This window comes from Thermococcus sp. SY098, assembly GCF_035621495.1.
GTDB lineage: Archaea > Methanobacteriota_B > Thermococci > Thermococcales > Thermococcaceae > Thermococcus_B.
Map to the genome: position 1 here is coordinate 1,830,130 of NZ_CP141821.1, position 16,331 is coordinate 1,846,460.

A 16,331-nucleotide genomic window follows, 5' to 3' on the forward strand; every position below is an offset into this window, starting at 1 on the left:
TAAAACTCGTAAAAGAAAAAACTTATAAATCTTGAAGTTAAAAGTATTATTGCAATATTTGGTAGGGGGTGCAAGCATGAAAAGACTGCTTGCACTACTCGTTGGATTGTTGATGCTTGGGGCAACGGTAGTGACAGCGACAAATCCAATTATCAAGCCATCTTACCTGGATCCAGGTTATGGAGGAGGCACTCATTGGGAGAAATCTGCTAAGGACATTTATTTTCAACCATATCTTGGCGAGATAACCACTGGAATGTCAGCGTCTGTAGAATTCAGAGGAGTTTCTTATGATCCAATAGATAAGCTTTATGAATTCCATTACCACATTCTAACGGTAGCTTCTAGCAGACACGAAAATAATGCTGTGAGGAATATAAAACGATTGGAGTTCAGTATTTCAAGAGTGGGTGGAAGTGGATACTCGATATACTTTGATCCAACAACAGACATAACTCGACAATTAGCCGTATGGCCTTCAAATTACGCAAGAGACTTTAAGGAAGATAATGCTGCTTTAGGTATTGCGAGCTTTGCAATAAGTGCATTGGCAGATTACGCAGGAATTGGTTTTGCATTATCAGCGATGCAATTAGTAGGATCATTAATAAGTGCTTATACGGATGTGGATATCCATCATTCTGCAAAGTGGGAATGGACATATCCCGTTTCGGATGCAAGCTATTATACAAGATGGGAAATTAATGCGGATCTTGGTCAAACATTTAAGTGCAAAGTTCAAAGTAGGGCAATGTATCTTGCAGGTGCATACAAATACATGACAGTATCTTTCTACATCTCTGCAACTGCACCATCGTCTCCTCCAGCTAACTTTAGGCAAACTCTTAGTGACAAGTTGTATAATGCAATATATAAAATATTCTTGACAATTTCAAGAGATAGTGTTCCTAAATTTAGGGCTCATTTGAATGGAAAGGCTGTTACTGTTTATGTTATTCCTCCGAGAGAACTATCAAAATATGCAGATCTTTTGGGCCTCTCAGAACAAGAAATCCAACAGCACATAAACTTAAATGTCCCAATTTATTATATTCCAAACTATCCCATGGAAGTTCACGCATATTCGTATGTGGAACAATGATGGGGGATAGATAGTGACAAGCAATGATAAATTTGTACGCCGGCTTTTCGTATTTCTTTTTTTGCTCCTTTTACTACGAGTGGTATACGATCACTGGCCAAAAGAACATCCAAGTGAAGAAGAACTTCGCTTAAGAGAGATTATGAGGAAGAATTTAATAATTGAGAACAAAGCCGATGATATCCTCAAAAACAGCATTGAATTTAAGAGACTTGTAGGCAACTGCACATATACGGTGCCCTTTTCCGTTGTTTATCGAAACAATGGAACTGTAATTAAATATGTTATCATATGTCCCATTTATGAAGGAGGGTGTTTTCCCGTGAATGGCACTCTGTATAAGGTAGTGATCAACACAAAAACCGAACAGGTACACATAGTTCCCGGCACTAACAATGAGTGGAAAACCCTGAAAGAACTCACCATCTGCCCTGAAGTATCCTAAGTTCTAATTTGATGACGTTTTTACCGAGAGCAATGATGAGCTCAAAACCAGCACCATCCAAAAATCTCTTAACCTATTCTTGCACTTTTCATTTAGGAGGTGCTTTTATGGACAAGGAGGAGCTCACGATAATTAGGAAGTTTGAGCATATTGAGCACTGCCTAAAACGGCAAGTTGAGGCTCATGTAACCAATCAATTTGAAAATATTCACTTTGTCCACACTTCTCTCCCGGAAATTGATAAAGATGAGATTGACTTGAGTGTTGAGTTTCTTGGAAGGACATTTGACTATCCGATAATGATTGCTGGAATGACAGGTGGAACAAAGGGCTCTCAGCTCGCTGGAAAGATAAACAAAACCTTAGCCAAGGCTGCTCAAGAGTTAAATATTCCGATGGGGGTTGGAAGTCAGAGGGCGATGATTAGGAAGCCAGAGACATGGGAGAGCTACTACGTTAGGGATGTTGCACCCGATATCTTTCTTATCGGAAACTTAGGCGCTCCTCAATTCGCTGAGACCATGCCAGATCCCTATGGTATTGAAGAAGCGCTAAAGGCTGTCGAGACGATTCAAGCCGATGCTTTAGCTATCCACATGAATCCTCTCCAAGAGAGTGTCCAGCCTGAGGGAGATACTCAATACAGGGGGGTTCTCAAAGCGTTGGCTGAACTTAAGAGTGAGTTCCCATATCCAATAATAGCCAAGGAAACGGGTGCTGGGGTTTCAATGGAGGTTGCGATAAAGCTTGAGAGCATTGGTATTGATGGGGTTGACGTTGGTGGTCTTGGAGGCACGAGCTGGAGCGGTGTTGAGTATTACAGAGCAAAGGACGAGAGGAGCAGAAATCTGGCTCTGAAATTCTGGGACTGGGGGATTCCCACAGCAGTTAGTGTCGCCGAGGTTAGGTATGCAACCGACTTACCTATAATATCAACTGGCGGAATTAGAGATGGTATAATGATTGCAAAAGCCTTAGCCCTTGGAGCAAACTTGGCTGGAGTTGCATTGCCTCTGCTGAAACCTGCAGTTAAGGGCGATGTTGAAGGGGTCATTAGGATTCTTCAGAGGTACATTGATGAGCTCAGAAATGCCATGTTTCTTGTTGGAGCGAGAAATGTGAAAGAGCTTAGAAAAGTCCCGCTGGTAATTACAGGCTTTGCAAAGGAGTGGTTGGAGCAGAGAATCGATTTGGCTGAGTTTCTCAGAGTAAGGCGGAGAAAAGCTTAGCTTTTTAAACCCTACTCTCAATTATTACTTAGCTTGACCTTATGCTCGTGAGAGCTTAGAGGTCAAACACGGGAGGAAAAGACATGATAAATATCTACACTTTAGGCGGTTATGAGGAAGTAGGTAAGAACATGACGGCTGTTGAATACAACGGGGAAGTTGTGATAATAGACATGGGCATTCGCTTGGATAGGGTTCTCATTCATGAAGATGTTGAATTTCAGAAAATGCCTTCAAAGGAGCTGAGAAAAATAGGTGCAATTCCCGATGATACTCCAATTAGAAATAAGAAAGTCGTTGCAATTGCCTTTTCTCATGGTCATCTCGACCATATTGGTGCGATAGCGAAGTTAGCCCCTCACTATCCAGATGTTCCCATTTATGGAACTCCGTACACCATAAAGCTTGCAAAGAGCGAAGTCAAGAGCGAACAGTATTTTGAAGTTAAAAACCCAATGTATGAGACTCAATATGGTGAGATTGTTCAAGTTAGTGAAAATTTGGCAATTGAATTTGTTCAAATCACTCATTCGATCCCTCATTCTTCAATAGTTGTTGTCCACACCCCAGAAGGTGCTGTAGTTTATGCATGTGACTATAAATTTGACAACAACAGTCCTCTTGGGGAAAAACCGGACTACAAGAGGCTTAAAGAAATTGGCAAAGAGGGAGTTAAGGTTTTAATAGCAGAATCCACAAGGGTTGCTGAAGAAACAAAGACGCCAAGTGAAGCGGTTGCAAAAATGCTCCTTGAAGACTTTTTCTACTATGACGGAATGGATGAAAAAGGGTTGATAGTGACAACTTTTGCATCTCATATAGCCCGCCTTCAGGAGCTTATAGAGATAGCCAATAATATGGGACGGCAGGCAATTTTGGTTGGTCGTTCTTTGGCAAAGTACACCGGCATAGCTAAACAATTGGGGTTAATAAAAATGAAAGGGTCAAGAGTTCTCAGGAGTCCAAATGCAGTTCAAAAAGTTCTCAGAGAAGTTTCTCAGGTGAGGGAAAACTATCTCCTAATCGTAACTGGACATCAAGGGGAACCAGGAGCGGTTTTAACGAGAATGGCAAATGGGGAGCTTTACAATATAGGAAAGGATGATACCGTTGTTTTCTCCGCGGGGGTTATTCCAAACCCTCTAAACATAGCTCAGAGGTATGCACTGGAAACTAAATTGAAGATGAAAGGTGTCAGAATGGTAAAAGATCTCCATGTCTCTGGTCATGCTTCAAGAGAAGACCACCGTTATCTGATTAAGATGCTCAACCCTGAAAACATCGTTCCGGCTCATGGAGAGTTTAGAATGCTCACTCATTACGCTGAACTTGCAGAAGAGGAAGGGTATCTAATTGGTAGAGATGTGTTTGTCTCAAGAAATGGATATAAGGTTGAAATTTCGAGGTGATACTATGAGCAAGTTTGACGCACTCTTCCGGTCAATAAAAGAAAAGGCAAAAGTCGTTGATGATGTCATCTTTGAGCTTTTACCTGAAAAAGAGCCAGAAGAATTATATGAGGCAACCAGACACTACCCATTAGCTGGAGGGAAAAGAGTTAGACCTTTCGTCGTTCTAACTGCTGCAGAAGCTGTTGGGGGAGACTGGAGGAAAGCCCTCTATCCAGCTGCTGCTATAGAAATTCTCCACACTTATACGTTAATTCACGACGATATCATGGATATGGATGAGACAAGGAGGGGAAGAGCAACAGTTCACAAAGTATGGGGCATCAACATGGCGATTCTTGCTGGAGATTTAATGTATTCTGTTGTCTTTGATGCGGCAACAAAAGCTCCAGTCAGAGCAGAAAAGATTGTTGAAATTGTCAGGGCGATAGCAAGAGCGGGCATTGAGATATGTGAGGGGCAAGCTCTTGACCTCGAATTCGAGACAAGGGATACAGTCACAATTGAAGAGTATCTGAAGATGATTGATGGCAAAACTGCGGCTCTCTTTGATGCATCGGCAAAGATTGGAGGAATAATTGGAACAGACAACCAAGAGTACATACAGGCTCTGTCAAAGTATGGAAGAAACGTTGGGATGGCATTTCAGATTTGGGATGATGTCCTTGACTTAATTGCCGATGAGAAAAAGCTCGGAAAGCCTGTTGGGAGTGACATAAGGAAAGGCAAGAAGACGCTTATAGTTGCTCACTTCTTCCAGCATGCAAGCGAGGAAGATAAAGCCGAATTCTTGAAGGTCTTTGGTAAGTATGCGGGAGATGTTAAGGGCAGGGGCATAATTGAGGAAGACATCAGAGAAGAAGTCAGGAAGGCGATTGAACTGCTCAAGAAATACGGAAGCATTGAATATGCCTCAAGATTTGCCAAAAACTTAGTAAAGGAAGCCAAAGAAGCCTTGAAAGTTCTTCCAGAAAGTGAAGCAAGGAAAAATCTTGAACTGCTCGCTGATTTCATAGTGGAGAGGGAGTATTAGTGGATATCCCTCACTCCCTTCGCTTGAATGATTACGAGGGAGAAATAATTTCGCTGGCTTTCATTTTATTTGTTTTATCTGGTTTAGTTTTGAGTCCGCTGAATTTCAGCATTAACTTTGCATCTTTTTGGGATCTGCTGTTTTATCTAATTCTTCCTTTGCTTTTTGTCGTCGTTGTTCATGAAGCCCTACACGCTTTGACTGCAAAGCTCTTTGGGGCTAAGGTTGAGTTTGGGATTTCAGTTTTTGGAAAAGTGAATTTAGCTCCATATACTGCCGTGAGGACTCCTCTAAGAAAGAGGGAGTGGGTTTATGTTATAATTGCCCCTGTTTTGCTGTCTATCATAGCTTGCATTCTCACATTTGCTTTGCAAAGCTCATGGTGGGGAATTGTTTTTGTTTTTAACACCTCTGGTTTAGCTGGTGATTTGTTGGCCTTGATGATCATCGGTAAAATGCCTGATGACGCTTTGATTGTGGATGAAGGAACTGTTGCAAAAGCTACTCATGAATTTCCGAGGATTTCGAGGAGAACTTCCATAATGATCAAGATTCTTGCTTTGGCTGTTTTGGTGTATTTGATTCTTAACTTTAGGGTTGAGGTTGTTGTGGAGAAGTGAAGTCACCAAGGTCAAACACCAAATAGCCTTTCTCCCTAAGTTCTTCTTTCCTATCAACATGTTTTGCAATCAATCCGTAATGCTCTGCTTTTGTGCTTATTTTAATGCTTTTACGCTTTTCTTTTAGTTCCTTTAAGATTTTCATGGCATCTTTGTATGAAAGTTCCTTCCATTTGACCTCAAAGAAGCCCGCTTCGTGCGTGATGCTATTAATAGTCACCAAGTCAATCTCTTTCTCTTTGTCCCACCATCTGCCAATTTTTGTGAACTTGAAGGGGAGCTTACTTTTAATGTTCAGTCTAATCAGAAACTGCCTTGCAACGATTTCAAAAACCTCTCCAAGATACTTATTGAAGTCCTCTCTAAAATCTTCAAAGCTTATTGCTCCAATCTCTATGTCATCTTTGTAGGGATAAACGAAGCGAAGCCAAAAACGATAGTAAAAGTCTTTCACTCGGTAAACTCCAAACTTTCTGCGCTCTCTTTGTGTTATTGGAAACTCTTTGTAAATTAAGTCGAGTGTTTCAAGTGTTTTCAGGTATTTTGGCAGGTTTGTTATTGCAATCTTGGTTTCGTTGGCTATCTCCGTGAGCTTTGTTTTTCCTTCATTGATGGCTTTTAGAATGTTTAGATAGTCTATTGGTTCTCTAAGTTCATCTTTTAGAAGTCTCTCGGCATCTTCATAAAGGATGCTCACCTTGTTGTAAAAATTGCGCTCGATGTTTTCTTCAACGCTCAGCGAGTCGTCAAAGTGTTGGAAATACGCGGGAATTCCGTCTATGCATCCATAAAGTTTCACGAGATCCTCCCACGAATAGCGGGGAAAAGCTTCTTTTAAATGGAAGAACTCAATAGGTGAGAGCTTTAGCTGAGCGGTTCTCCTTCCGTAAAGGGGATTTTTGTAGCTCATTAAGCTTTCCATCGTGGAAATTGAAGATCCAAGAAGAATGAGCATAATCTGCGAGTCTTTTAAAATTTCATCCCATATGTACTGGAAAACCGAAGGAATTGATTTGTCCTCCTCCACCCAGTATGGAAACTCATCAATGACAAAGATGATCCTTCCAAAATCCCTAATTTTTTCAAAGAACTCCTCTAAGCTATGAGCTTCAATGAAAACGTTAAACTTTCTGTTAAAATTCCGAATTAGACGATTAAGTTCAAGTTCTATTGGTTCATTTCTTGCTAAGAAATAAAAGCTGGGTTTGTCTTTTATGAACTGTTTAATCAGTTCAGTTTTTCCAATTCTTCTGCGTCCATAGATTAGGATAAGGTGAGCTCTATTTTGAATGTAAAGCTCCTCGAGGGCTTTGAGTTCTTCTCCTCTATCGATGAATTTTAGTATCATGATATTTAATATCACGTTATTAAATTTAAGGGTTTCGGGGAAGTTCCATCATAATATAAATCATATATAAAAGGCAAAATGAAAAGTCACTCAATAAACACTGCAGGCTTCATTGGCATTGCCTGTTTAGCTTTTCCACCTTTGTCCTCCTCTGGATTAATGATTATTTCTAAGCCAAGCTCCTTTTCGATGAAGTCTTTCGCTTCTCTCAATGCTTTCTCCTCATCAATGCGCTTTATCTCAAAAGCCCTCTCTTTTATCAGCTTGTTCACCAGGTTTGCCACTTCTTTGCCCTTCTTTCTCATCTCTGGGTCTCTCATAACTTCGCTCATTACGGCCTTGAAGTCCCTCTTCTCTGCAACAATCTCCGCTATTCTCCACTTCCACTCTGGAGCTGTGTAGATGTAAGCTTTTTTTGCATCCTCAAGCTTTGCAACCCTTATGATTTCCTTAATGTCCTCAATCAGTGATTTAATGTAATTCTCTTCCAGCTCTATTGTCTCATTCCACCACTCCGGATTTGGCTTGGGCCATTTAGCCAAGCTGACAAATCCATCTCCGCCCAACTTTTCCCATAGCTCCTCACAGATATGAGGTGTAAACGGTGCCATCAAGCGAACCCATACCTCTGCCAGTGTTCTCAAGACATAGCGCTTTGCTTCGTCGTCTCTGCCTTCAGTTCTCCTCATGTACCATCTCAAGTCGTTTAATATGCTGTAGAATGCCCACTGGACAGCAGTCCTTGTTCTGAACTCCTCCAAGGCTTTAGTTGCCCCCTCAATCGCCTTATTTAGGCGGTGCAGCATCCACTTGTCAATGTCTCTCAGCCCAACTGGTTTTGCGTCATACTCTGCAAATTCGCTTATCAGCTCATAGAACCTCTCCAGCTGTCCTTTCAGCTTTGATACCTCTTTGCTCCTCCAGTCAAAGTCGCTGTCATGCTCAGCCAGGCTCATTATGTATAACCTTACGACATCGGCTCCGTTCTCATTTATTGCATCAATGAAGTTCAGCACGTTTCCTTTGCTCTTACTCATCTTTTTGCCTTCCAGCGTTCCATAGCCGTTGACGGCTATTCCCTTTGGCCAGTACTTCTTGTCAAAGATTGCCACGTGGTTGAAGACAAAGAACGTCAGGTGATTTGGAATTAAATCTTTGGCAGAGCATCTCCAGTCCAGCGGATACCAGTATTCGAACTCATCTTTCATTTCCTTGATGACCTCTGCTGGAATTCCAGTCTTTTCACTCAGCTCTTTCTCTTTCTCTTCGCTCCTCTCTTCTAAGAAAATGTAATCGAACAGCTCTGGAATCAGCTGCTCTCCTTTAATACCGTACTTGTTAATGGCTCTTGAAATTGTGTAGTAAGCCATGTAAATCGTCGAATCACTCAAGCTCTCAATCACCCATTCTGGATCCCAGGGTAGCGGAGTCCCCAGCCCAATCTTTCTGGCACATGCCTTCTTCTCTATCCAATCAAACACAGCTCTAAACTGAGCTCTCCTTGACTCTGGAATTATCTTCATCTGATCCAAGCACTCAAAAGCCTTAGCTTTCCACTCTGGGTTTCCATAGTCAATGAACCACTGGTCGTGGATTATCTTAACCACAGCCCTGTTTCCAAATCTTGAAATAACGTTCTTTTCGGCAAATTCATACATGATGTCGGCGATTCCTTTCTTCTTCATATCTTCGGCAACTAAATCCTTAACTTTGCTGACTGGAATGCCCTTGTACGGCTCAATCTTGAAGATGCCCTTATGGTATTCAGCCTTGTATATTGTTTTTGTTGCCTGCTCCAGCTTTTCTTTATCCTCTTGACTTTTTACTCCCAATTTTTCTGCTTCCTCAACTGCTGGGAACTCGCCGTAGCCTTCCAGCTCAATCAGCGAGATGTACGAGATGTTCTCGACGATCCTTGGGTCGATGTCATACTTCAACAGGATTTCTGTGTTTCTCTTTAAATCTTCCAAGGCGGCATGATCAAATGGAGCATGCGCTGGGACGCTCATAACGACACCGGTTGCATTATCTGGATCTACGAAATCTGCTGGCAGAATTATTACCTCATCTCCAGTGACGGGATTCTTAACCCACTTGCCTATCAGCTTCTCCCCCTTGAACTCCTCCAAGACTTCAATCTCTTTATCTTGGAAGCTCAGCTTATATGCTGCTTCTTTACTGACTATCCACATCTCTTCCTTCCCTTTGTATCTCACTTTAGCTTTGACATATGTGGCATTAGGGTTCAGCCACATGTTGGTTACTCCGTAAACTGTCTCTGGCCTCAGTGTTGCAGCTGGTAAGTATATAGTTTCACTATCCTCCTCCAAGATGAACTTAATCAGAATGTACTCTAAAATTGGAACATCTTCTCCATCCATTAAATCGTGGTCACCGAGCGGAGTGCCAACTACGGGATCCCATCTAACCCTGTGTGCTCCTTTAACTATCAGCCCTTTCTCTTTCAGCCTCAAGAACTGCCAAGTTATGAAGGCGTTAAACTGTGGATGCAGTGAAGTTGTGTGGAATTCTCTACTCCAGTCAACACTGAATCCAGCCCTAATGAATGTCTCTTTTGCCGCTTTCATGAAGTATTTGACGATGTTTATTGGGTCTTCAAACGTCCACAGAATTTCTTCCGGCACTTTGTAAACATCTCTGTAAACGAAAATCGTCTGAGGATCCCTATTCTTAATTCTTTCAGCAATTCCAACTATTGGAGAACCTGTGATGTGCCATGCCATTGGGAACAGGACATTATAGCCCTGCATTCTCTTGAATCTCGCTATAACATCTGGGATTGTGTACGTCCTTGCGTGTCCAACGTGCAGATGCCCTGATAGGTATGGGAAAGCAACTGTGATGTAGAACTTTGGCTTATTTCTATCTATCTTTGGCTCAAAGATTTTCTCTTCGTTCCACTTCCTCTGCCACTTCTCCTCAATAGCCCTAAAATCTACCATAGTCTGACCTCCTTAATGGTTGTTTGGACAGCAAAAAGAGCATGCATGGAGAATTTTTGAGAATGCCAAATAGGGGGATTATCGGAGAAATACTCAGCCTTGATAGTTGAGAACTCGATCCCCCCTCATTGGCATCGCCATAGATTTGGAATTGGAGTATTTAAAAGTTGTGGTTGTTTTTGCATGATTAAGTTAGGGATAATCTCTAAACTTTAGTTTTAATATGAACTTTAAATTGAACACTGAAGACTAAAATTAGTTCATGTAATTGGAGGCTTGTTTGTTTTCTTAATTACACTTCCTGAATTTGGAGACAAAAAACGTGTCTTTTTAAATCACAATGAAATGAAACAAAAATTTTATTTTCTTTTAGATCTAGTTACTAATTTGGGTGAGATAATGTGAAAGATACAAAGAAGATGTTAGCTGATATTTTGGAGGATTTCTTATTTAAAGAGGAACTGCAGAGACTTCTTGAAGAAGCAGGATTAAAAAAAGTCAGGAAACAAGAGAGAACTAGCTGAGAGATTAGTGTATGAATCGGATTATGATCCAGCATATTTGTTATCTAGACTAAGAAAAGACGAGTTATTTGAAGTTTGTGAAACATATTTTGATATTTACCTTCCAAAGTCAGTTACAAAACAAGAATTAATAGAGAGAATATTAGCAGAGTTGTCTTTACTTCGTGAGGGTTATTCAGAAAAGCAAGAGCCTAAAAGGAAAAAGGAAGCTGTATATGAAAAAACAAAATCTATGAGCACCATAGAACGTGAAGTGTATAATGCATTAAGAGAGTTTAAGCCATACAAAGTTGAAAATGAAAAAGACTTAGAGAAACAACTTGTAGTTCATCTTAGGAGTAAGGTAAGCTCGAAAGTTACTCCTCAAAAAGCTGGGGCATGGCATGGAAACATATATACCCCTGACATTGTAGTAGAAAATATTGCAGTGGAAGTTAAGTTCTTTAACAAAGGTAAACGTAGAGATGAATGGGTAGAGCTATTGGTCAGATTATTAGATACCGTATCGAGGGTGGGTATGATTCGGTAATTTTGTTTATTGTTGATGAATCTGGGATAGTTCCAGAATATTATAAAGAGTATGAGAAAATTCTCCCTTGGCTAAAGGTTATTGTTCGCAAATAGACATAACATTTAAAAACTCAGACTCTAAACTCACCTCGACCAGGCGGGGGAAACCCGCGGGATGTTCCGCTCTGCGGAGAACCACAAACAGCGAAAGCGAGGTGGAAAGAATGGGAATGTACAAATATATTAGGGAAGCTTGGAAGAGCCCGAAGAAAAGCTATGTTGGACAGCTTTTGAAGGTTAGAATGATTAAGTGGAGAAGAGAGCCAAGCGTTGTTAGGATTGAGAGACCAACAAGGCTTGATAGAGCCAGGAGCTTAGGGTATCAGGCAAAGCAGGGTTATGTAATTGTTAGGGTTAGAGTTAGGAGAGGAGGAAGAAAGAGGCCCAGGTGGAGGGGCGGTAGAAAGCCAAGCAAGATGGGTATGGTCAAGTATTCACCCAAAAAGAGCCTCCAATGGATTGCCGAGGAAAAGGCAGCGAGAAAGTTCCCCAACCTTGAGGTGCTCAACTCCTACTGGGTTGGCGAAGATGGAATGTACAAGTGGTTTGAGGTTATAATGGTTGACCCACACCATCCAGTCATCAAGTCTGATCCTAAGATAGCCTGGATTGCAATGAAGGTTCACAAGGGCAGAGTCTTTAGAGGTCTCACAAGCGCAGGTAAGAAGTCAAGAGGACTTAGAAACAAGGGTAAGGGTGCTGAGAAAGTCAGACCAAGCATCAGAGCAAACAAGGGTAAGGGTAAGTGACTTGCTTTTCTTATTCTCTTTTACCTGGATCAGCCTTTTTTAACGCAGATTTTTAATAATTTCGCTTTAATTGGTTTAAATTCGTGAATTTAACGATTTTAGGAGAAATGCTTAAATTTCATGAGCGACATATTTTAAAGTGAGAGAGTGAAAAGTGTTTGAGGTGAGAGCTATGGCAAAGCTTCAAGCTCATAGTGTAAAGATTAGGACATTTATTCATGCAACTGAAGATCCTGAGAAAGTGCTGGAGGCTTTGGAAACTCTATTTCCGGAGGATTTGTCACCTCAAGATGTAGACTTCGAGATAATTGAAACAGAGGGTTACTTTGGAAACCCGATCCTCGTCATGGATGCAGAAATTAAGAGAAGCAAAAATGTAAGAAAATTCCTCGAGAACCTCAAAGCTCTGCTTAGTGAGGAGGACAAAGCCTACCTCATGGAACATGCTGAAGAGAAAGTCGATGAGACTGGAACCTTCTACATTCGCTTTGATAAGCAGAGAGCATACTTAGGAGAGGTTAAAGTAACTGAGGGAGAAGACGTAATACATGTGAGAATTAAGGTCAAAGCTTTTCCAATGAAGAAAGAAAGCGTTGTAAGATCGGTTAAGGAGTGGCTGAGCGAATGAAGTTCATTGAGATGGATATCAGGGATGAGAGAGCTTACGAGTTGGCTGAGGAGTGGTATGATGAGGTTGTCTTTACAAAAAAGCTTCTATTAAACGGCAGTCCAGACTATGAAAAACTGAAAGATGAACTCAGAGAGCTCAAGAAAAAATACGGCAAAGTTGCTCTTCTCGTGATTACAAATAAACCCTCACTAATTAGAGAACTCAAAAACCGTAATCTTAGGGCCTTAATCTATGTCCAGGGAGGCAATATGAAGATTAACCGATTTGCTCTTGAAATTGGGGTTGATGCCCTCATAAGTCCAGAATTTGGGAGGAAAGATAACGGATTTGACCATGTTCTTGCGAAAATTGCCGCTAAGAATGATGTTGCAATTGGCTTTTCTATATCTCAGCTTTTGAAGGCAAATCTATATGGGAGGGCTAATATTTTGAGATTTATGATGAAGAACTGGCAGCTCGTTGATAAATATAGGGTTCCAAGATTCCTTACATCATCGGCGGAGAGTAAATGGGAAGTTAGGGCTCCGAGAGATTTAATGAGCCTTGGAGTTGTTATAGGGATGGAGATTTCTCAAGCAAAGGCTTCAGTTGGTTTTTATCCTGAAAGAATTGTAAAGAGAATTTAATAAAAAATAGAAATAATATTGAAACAATAACTAATATGCTTTCAGAATTGGAAACTCATCAGGTTCATAATTATTAAGTCTTCCTTCGAGGAAGTCTTCGTATCCTTTGAGGTCAAGCAATCCATGTCCACTTAGATTGAATAGGATAACTTTCTTCTCCCCATTTTCTTTTGCTTTTAGTGCTAAGTCAATTACGCCTTTCACTGCATGGGCGCTTTCTGGTGCTGGGACAATACCTTCGGTTCTTGCAAATAGAACTGCTGCCTCAAATATCTCCGTTTGATGATACGCTTTAGGCTTTACTATACCGTGGTTTATTAAAATGCTCAGTGTTGGAGCTAAGCCGTGATATCTCAGTCCTCCAGCATGAATTGGAGGAACATAATAGGTGTGTCCTAAAGTGTGCATCTTTATCTTCGGCGTTAGCCTTCCACTGTCTCCATAGTCGTAAGTGTAAACTCCTCTCGTCATTGAGGGTGCTGCTCTCGGCTCTATCGCATAGAACTCATACCCTGCTTTGCCCTTCAAAACGTCTCTAACGAACGGATAAGCTAAGCCAGCAAAGTTGCTTCCGCCTCCAACACAGCCAACGATTGTTGTTGGCTCTTCACCAAGTAGCTCCATTTGAAGCCTTGCTTCCTCCCCAATAATTGTCTGGTGCATTAAAACGTGATTTAAAACACTACCCAATGAGTAGCGAGCATTTTCGTCATTCAAAACATCTTCTATAGCTTCACTTATTGCTATTCCTAATCCCCCCGGGTGGTTGGGGTCTTGGGCCAAAAACTTCCTTCCAATTCTTGTTCTGTCGCTTGGTGATGGATAAATTTCTGCTCCATATGTCTGCATTAGTATTTTTCTGTAAGGCTTCTGCTGATAGCTTGCCCTTGCCATGTACACCCTAATTTTCAGCCCAAATAAAGCTCCCGCTAAAGATAGAGCTGTTCCCCACTGGCCTGCGCCAGTTTCAGTGACTAACCTTTCAATATCTTGACTTTTAGCATAATAAGCTTGAGCTAAGGCAGTGTTTATTTTATGGCTTCCTGTTATCGTTGCTCCTTCATACTTGAAGTAAATTTTTGCCGGCGTTTTGAGAGCTTTTTCCAAATGTGTTGCCCTAAAGAGTGGTGTGGGTCTTCCAATCTTGGCATACATCTCTAAAATTTCCTCCGGTATTTCAATGAACCTTTTACTACTCATCTCTTGCTTAACTAACTCTTCAGCAAAAATTCTCTTCAGCTTCTCTGGATTTATTGGCTCATCTGTCTCTGGGTCTAATGGCGGAGCCGGCGGCTCTGGCAAATCAGGCAAAATGTTGTACCACTTCGTTGGTATTTCTTCTGGCTTCAAAACTGCTTTAACCTTTTCCATTTAAACCACCTCCGTAGTTTTTGTTCAAAAAAGTCCCAAAGGCGAGGGAATAAGAGCTGAAGGAATTAATTCCTTTAATTGTGCAGGAATGAACAGAATAAACTAACCCCGAATTATTAGATCCAAATAAGGACCCTCCAAAAACACTCCCCCCAGATCACACTAAAGAACGAGCCAAAAACAATCCCGCCCTTCGGCTATAGAACTAACTAAGAATTCTGAGAAACTCCCATCTTTAGCTCCAAAAACAATCACTCCTGATTATCATGGTACATCAACGCATAAAGATGTCCTTGCGGCTTAAATGCTTTTTGCTCATAGATTTAACAGAATGTCAAAAATTACTTGGTTTTAATAGCAATTTTTGATATTATGTCAAAGGATAAAGCTTTAATACAGTTTTCCCAAGTTTTTAAACATGAAGGAGAGACCAAAAACTTTGCCTCCAACGCTTCGCGACAAGCACCGCTATATTGCTTTTCAGGTAATTGGGGAGAGGAACTTCAAAAAAGATGAAATCAAAAAGGCAATTTGGGATGCCTCCATAAGAGTCCTTGGAGAATTAGGAACCGCAAGGGCAAAGCCTTGGTTCATTAAGTTTAATGAAAAAACTCAAACCGGAATCCTTAGATGTGATAGAAAGCATGTGGAAGAAGTTCGTTTTGCTTTAGCTATGCTAACTGAAATTAATGGATCAAAAGCAATAATAAGGACACTTGGGGTTTCTGGGACGATAAAACGTTTGAAACTGAAGTTTTTGAAGGAATTTGGATGGTAAAACAACAAGGGGGAGAATCTTTCCCTTTTGTCTTTATAGAAAAGCTTAATTATCAACTCCAATAACTTATCAATCGGAGAGTATATAAAGCAAGGAACGCAAGTTTAACTTAATCAAAAAATTACGATAACTCATGAGGTGATGTAAAATGGCGTTTGTACCACCACAAGCCGGGTATGATAGGGCTATAACCGTTTTCAGCCCTGATGGAAGGCTTTTCCAAGTACAATACGCAAGAGAAGCCGTTAAAAGAGGCGCAACAGCTGTAGGGGTAAAATGCAAAGAAGGTGTGGTTTTAGCTGTGGAAAAAAGGGTAACAAGCAGGTTAATTGAGCCGGAAAGTTATGAAAAGATTTTCCAGATTGACGACCATATAGCGGCTGCATCAAGCGGTATAATAGCGGATGCAAGGGTTTTGGTTGATAGAGCACGTTTAGAGGCTCAGATTTATCGCCTAACATATGGTGAACCAGTTCCCCTCACCGTTTTGGTAAAGAAGATTTGTGACCTCAAGCAGATGCATACTCAGTATGGGGGTGTTAGGCCCTTTGGTGCTGCTCTTTTAATGGCAGGCGTTAATGAAAAACCTGAACTCTTTGAAACAGATCCAAGCGGGGCATACTTTGAGTGGAAGGCAGTAGCAATTGGCAGTGGAAGGAACACAGCTATGGCAATCTTTGAAGAGAAATACAGGGATGATATGACTCTTGAGGATGCAATAAAATTGGCAGTGCTGGCTTTGGCAAAAACAATGGAAGAGCCTTCACCAGAGAACATAGAGGTTGCAGTGATCACAGTTAAGGAAAAGAAGTTCAAGAAGATAAGCAAAGAGAAAGTCGCAAAGTGTCTTGAGGAGGCAATAAAAGAGGCGGAAGAAGAGGAAGTTGCTGAGAAAGAAGAGGACTACACTGAATTAGACAGCAACTACTGAGG

At 41.1% G+C, this 16,331-nt stretch carries 16 protein-coding genes; 13 read left to right on the forward strand and 3 right to left on the reverse strand.

Annotated features, from left to right (window positions below):
• Window positions 1–76: 76 nt before the first annotated feature.
• The 6 genes from VFC49_RS10265 to VFC49_RS10290 all read left to right on the forward strand — a co-directional run bounded on the left by VFC49_RS10265 (window position 77) and on the right by VFC49_RS10290 (window position 5,838).
• The gene (locus VFC49_RS10265) at window positions 77–1,102 is read left to right on the forward strand and encodes a hypothetical protein (protein ID WP_324735464.1); all 1,026 of its coding nucleotides are present in this window, start codon (window positions 77–79) and stop codon (window positions 1,100–1,102) included.
• Between the two features lie 61 nt (window positions 1,103–1,163).
• The gene (locus VFC49_RS10270) at window positions 1,164–1,547 is read left to right on the forward strand and encodes a hypothetical protein (RefSeq protein WP_324735465.1); all 384 of its coding nucleotides are present in this window, start codon (window positions 1,164–1,166) and stop codon (window positions 1,545–1,547) included.
• A 107-nt stretch (window positions 1,548–1,654) separates the two neighbouring features.
• Window positions 1,655–2,776 (forward strand): type 2 isopentenyl-diphosphate Delta-isomerase, encoded by a 1,122-nt coding sequence (gene fni / locus VFC49_RS10275; RefSeq protein WP_324735466.1) that lies wholly within the window; start codon window positions 1,655–1,657, stop codon window positions 2,774–2,776.
• An 83-nt stretch (window positions 2,777–2,859) separates the two neighbouring features.
• Entirely contained in the window at window positions 2,860–4,185 is a 1,326-nt protein-coding gene (locus tag VFC49_RS10280; protein WP_324735467.1) for an RNase J family beta-CASP ribonuclease, read from the forward strand.
• A gap of 4 nt (window positions 4,186–4,189) precedes the next feature.
• A complete protein-coding gene (locus VFC49_RS10285) occupies window positions 4,190–5,218 on the forward strand; it encodes a polyprenyl synthetase family protein (RefSeq protein ID WP_324735468.1) in 1,029 nt (342 codons plus the stop codon).
• On the forward strand, window positions 5,218–5,838 hold the full coding sequence (locus VFC49_RS10290; RefSeq protein ID WP_324735469.1) for a DUF3267 domain-containing protein: 621 nt from the start codon (window positions 5,218–5,220) through the stop codon (window positions 5,836–5,838). The genes VFC49_RS10285 and VFC49_RS10290 overlap by 1 nt, the downstream gene beginning before the upstream one ends.
• On the opposite strand, the gene VFC49_RS10295 is transcribed toward VFC49_RS10290, so the two are convergent.
• Complete coding sequence (locus VFC49_RS10295; protein ID WP_324735470.1) at window positions 5,810–7,186, reverse strand: ATP-binding protein; 1,377 nt, start codon at window positions 7,184–7,186, stop codon at window positions 5,810–5,812. The two genes, VFC49_RS10290 and VFC49_RS10295, sit on opposite strands and share 29 nt — an antisense overlap.
• A gap of 86 nt (window positions 7,187–7,272) precedes the next feature.
• On the reverse strand, window positions 7,273–10,149 hold the full coding sequence (leuS, locus tag VFC49_RS10300) for a leucine--tRNA ligase (protein ID WP_324735471.1): 2,877 nt from the start codon (window positions 10,147–10,149) through the stop codon (window positions 7,273–7,275).
• 401 nt (window positions 10,150–10,550) lie between these two features.
• Here leuS and VFC49_RS10305 point away from each other — a divergent pair, with 401 nt between their 5' ends.
• The 5 genes from VFC49_RS10305 (at window position 10,551) to VFC49_RS10325 (ending at window position 13,249) form a co-directional block, all read left to right on the forward strand.
• Window positions 10,551–10,673: a hypothetical protein gene (locus VFC49_RS10305; protein ID WP_324735472.1), complete on the forward strand. Its 123-nt coding sequence runs from the start codon at window positions 10,551–10,553 to the stop codon at window positions 10,671–10,673.
• Between the two features lie 7 nt (window positions 10,674–10,680).
• The gene (locus tag VFC49_RS10310) at window positions 10,681–11,202 is read left to right on the forward strand and encodes a hypothetical protein (protein ID WP_324735473.1); all 522 of its coding nucleotides are present in this window, start codon (window positions 10,681–10,683) and stop codon (window positions 11,200–11,202) included.
• A gap of 205 nt (window positions 11,203–11,407) precedes the next feature.
• Entirely contained in the window at window positions 11,408–11,992 is a 585-nt protein-coding gene (locus VFC49_RS10315) for a 50S ribosomal protein L15e (RefSeq protein WP_013466427.1), read from the forward strand.
• A gap of 172 nt (window positions 11,993–12,164) precedes the next feature.
• Window positions 12,165–12,620, forward strand: a complete 456-nt coding sequence (locus tag VFC49_RS10320; protein WP_324735474.1) for an RNA-binding protein — start codon at window positions 12,165–12,167, stop codon at window positions 12,618–12,620.
• Window positions 12,617–13,249, forward strand: a complete 633-nt coding sequence (locus VFC49_RS10325; RefSeq protein WP_324735475.1) for a Ribonuclease P protein component 3 — start codon at window positions 12,617–12,619, stop codon at window positions 13,247–13,249. The genes VFC49_RS10320 and VFC49_RS10325 overlap by 4 nt, the downstream gene beginning before the upstream one ends.
• Window positions 13,250–13,279: 30 nt before the next feature.
• Here the strand turns inward: VFC49_RS10325 and VFC49_RS10330 are convergent, their stop codons facing one another.
• Window positions 13,280–14,620 carry a TrpB-like pyridoxal phosphate-dependent enzyme gene (locus tag VFC49_RS10330; RefSeq protein ID WP_324735476.1) on the reverse strand — a complete coding sequence of 447 codons (1,341 nt, stop codon included), beginning with the start codon at window positions 14,618–14,620 and terminating at the stop codon, window positions 13,280–13,282.
• Window positions 14,621–15,038: 418 nt separating this feature from the next.
• Here VFC49_RS10330 and VFC49_RS10335 point away from each other — a divergent pair, with 418 nt between their 5' ends.
• Window positions 15,039–15,398 carry a ribonuclease P protein component 2 gene (locus tag VFC49_RS10335; protein WP_324735477.1) on the forward strand — a complete coding sequence of 120 codons (360 nt, stop codon included), beginning with the start codon at window positions 15,039–15,041 and terminating at the stop codon, window positions 15,396–15,398.
• 148 nt (window positions 15,399–15,546) lie between these two features.
• Window positions 15,547–16,329, forward strand: coding sequence for an archaeal proteasome endopeptidase complex subunit alpha (gene psmA / locus VFC49_RS10340; RefSeq protein WP_013466435.1), 783 nt, complete (start codon window positions 15,547–15,549; stop codon window positions 16,327–16,329).
• Window positions 16,330–16,331 lie beyond the last annotated feature (2 nt).

Coding starts and splice junctions, on each gene's coding strand:
- fni (WP_324735466.1), top strand. CDS start 1,655: ATGGACAAGGAGGAGCTCACGATAATTAGGAAGTTTGAGCATATTGAG.
- VFC49_RS10320 (WP_324735474.1), top strand. CDS start 12,165: ATGGCAAAGCTTCAAGCTCATAGTGTAAAGATTAGGACATTTATTCAT.
- VFC49_RS10285 (WP_324735468.1), top strand. CDS start 4,190: ATGAGCAAGTTTGACGCACTCTTCCGGTCAATAAAAGAAAAGGCAAAA.
- VFC49_RS10265 (WP_324735464.1), top strand. CDS start 77: ATGAAAAGACTGCTTGCACTACTCGTTGGATTGTTGATGCTTGGGGCA.
- leuS (WP_324735471.1), bottom strand. CDS start 10,149: ATGGTAGATTTTAGGGCTATTGAGGAGAAGTGGCAGAGGAAGTGGAAC.
- VFC49_RS10295 (WP_324735470.1), bottom strand. CDS start 7,186: ATGATACTAAAATTCATCGATAGAGGAGAAGAACTCAAAGCCCTCGAG.
- psmA (WP_013466435.1), top strand. CDS start 15,547: ATGGCGTTTGTACCACCACAAGCCGGGTATGATAGGGCTATAACCGTT.
- VFC49_RS10325 (WP_324735475.1), top strand. CDS start 12,617: ATGAAGTTCATTGAGATGGATATCAGGGATGAGAGAGCTTACGAGTTG.
- VFC49_RS10280 (WP_324735467.1), top strand. CDS start 2,860: ATGATAAATATCTACACTTTAGGCGGTTATGAGGAAGTAGGTAAGAAC.
- VFC49_RS10330 (WP_324735476.1), bottom strand. CDS start 14,620: ATGGAAAAGGTTAAAGCAGTTTTGAAGCCAGAAGAAATACCAACGAAG.
- VFC49_RS10335 (WP_324735477.1), top strand. CDS start 15,039: ATGAAGGAGAGACCAAAAACTTTGCCTCCAACGCTTCGCGACAAGCAC.
- VFC49_RS10315 (WP_013466427.1), top strand. CDS start 11,408: ATGGGAATGTACAAATATATTAGGGAAGCTTGGAAGAGCCCGAAGAAA.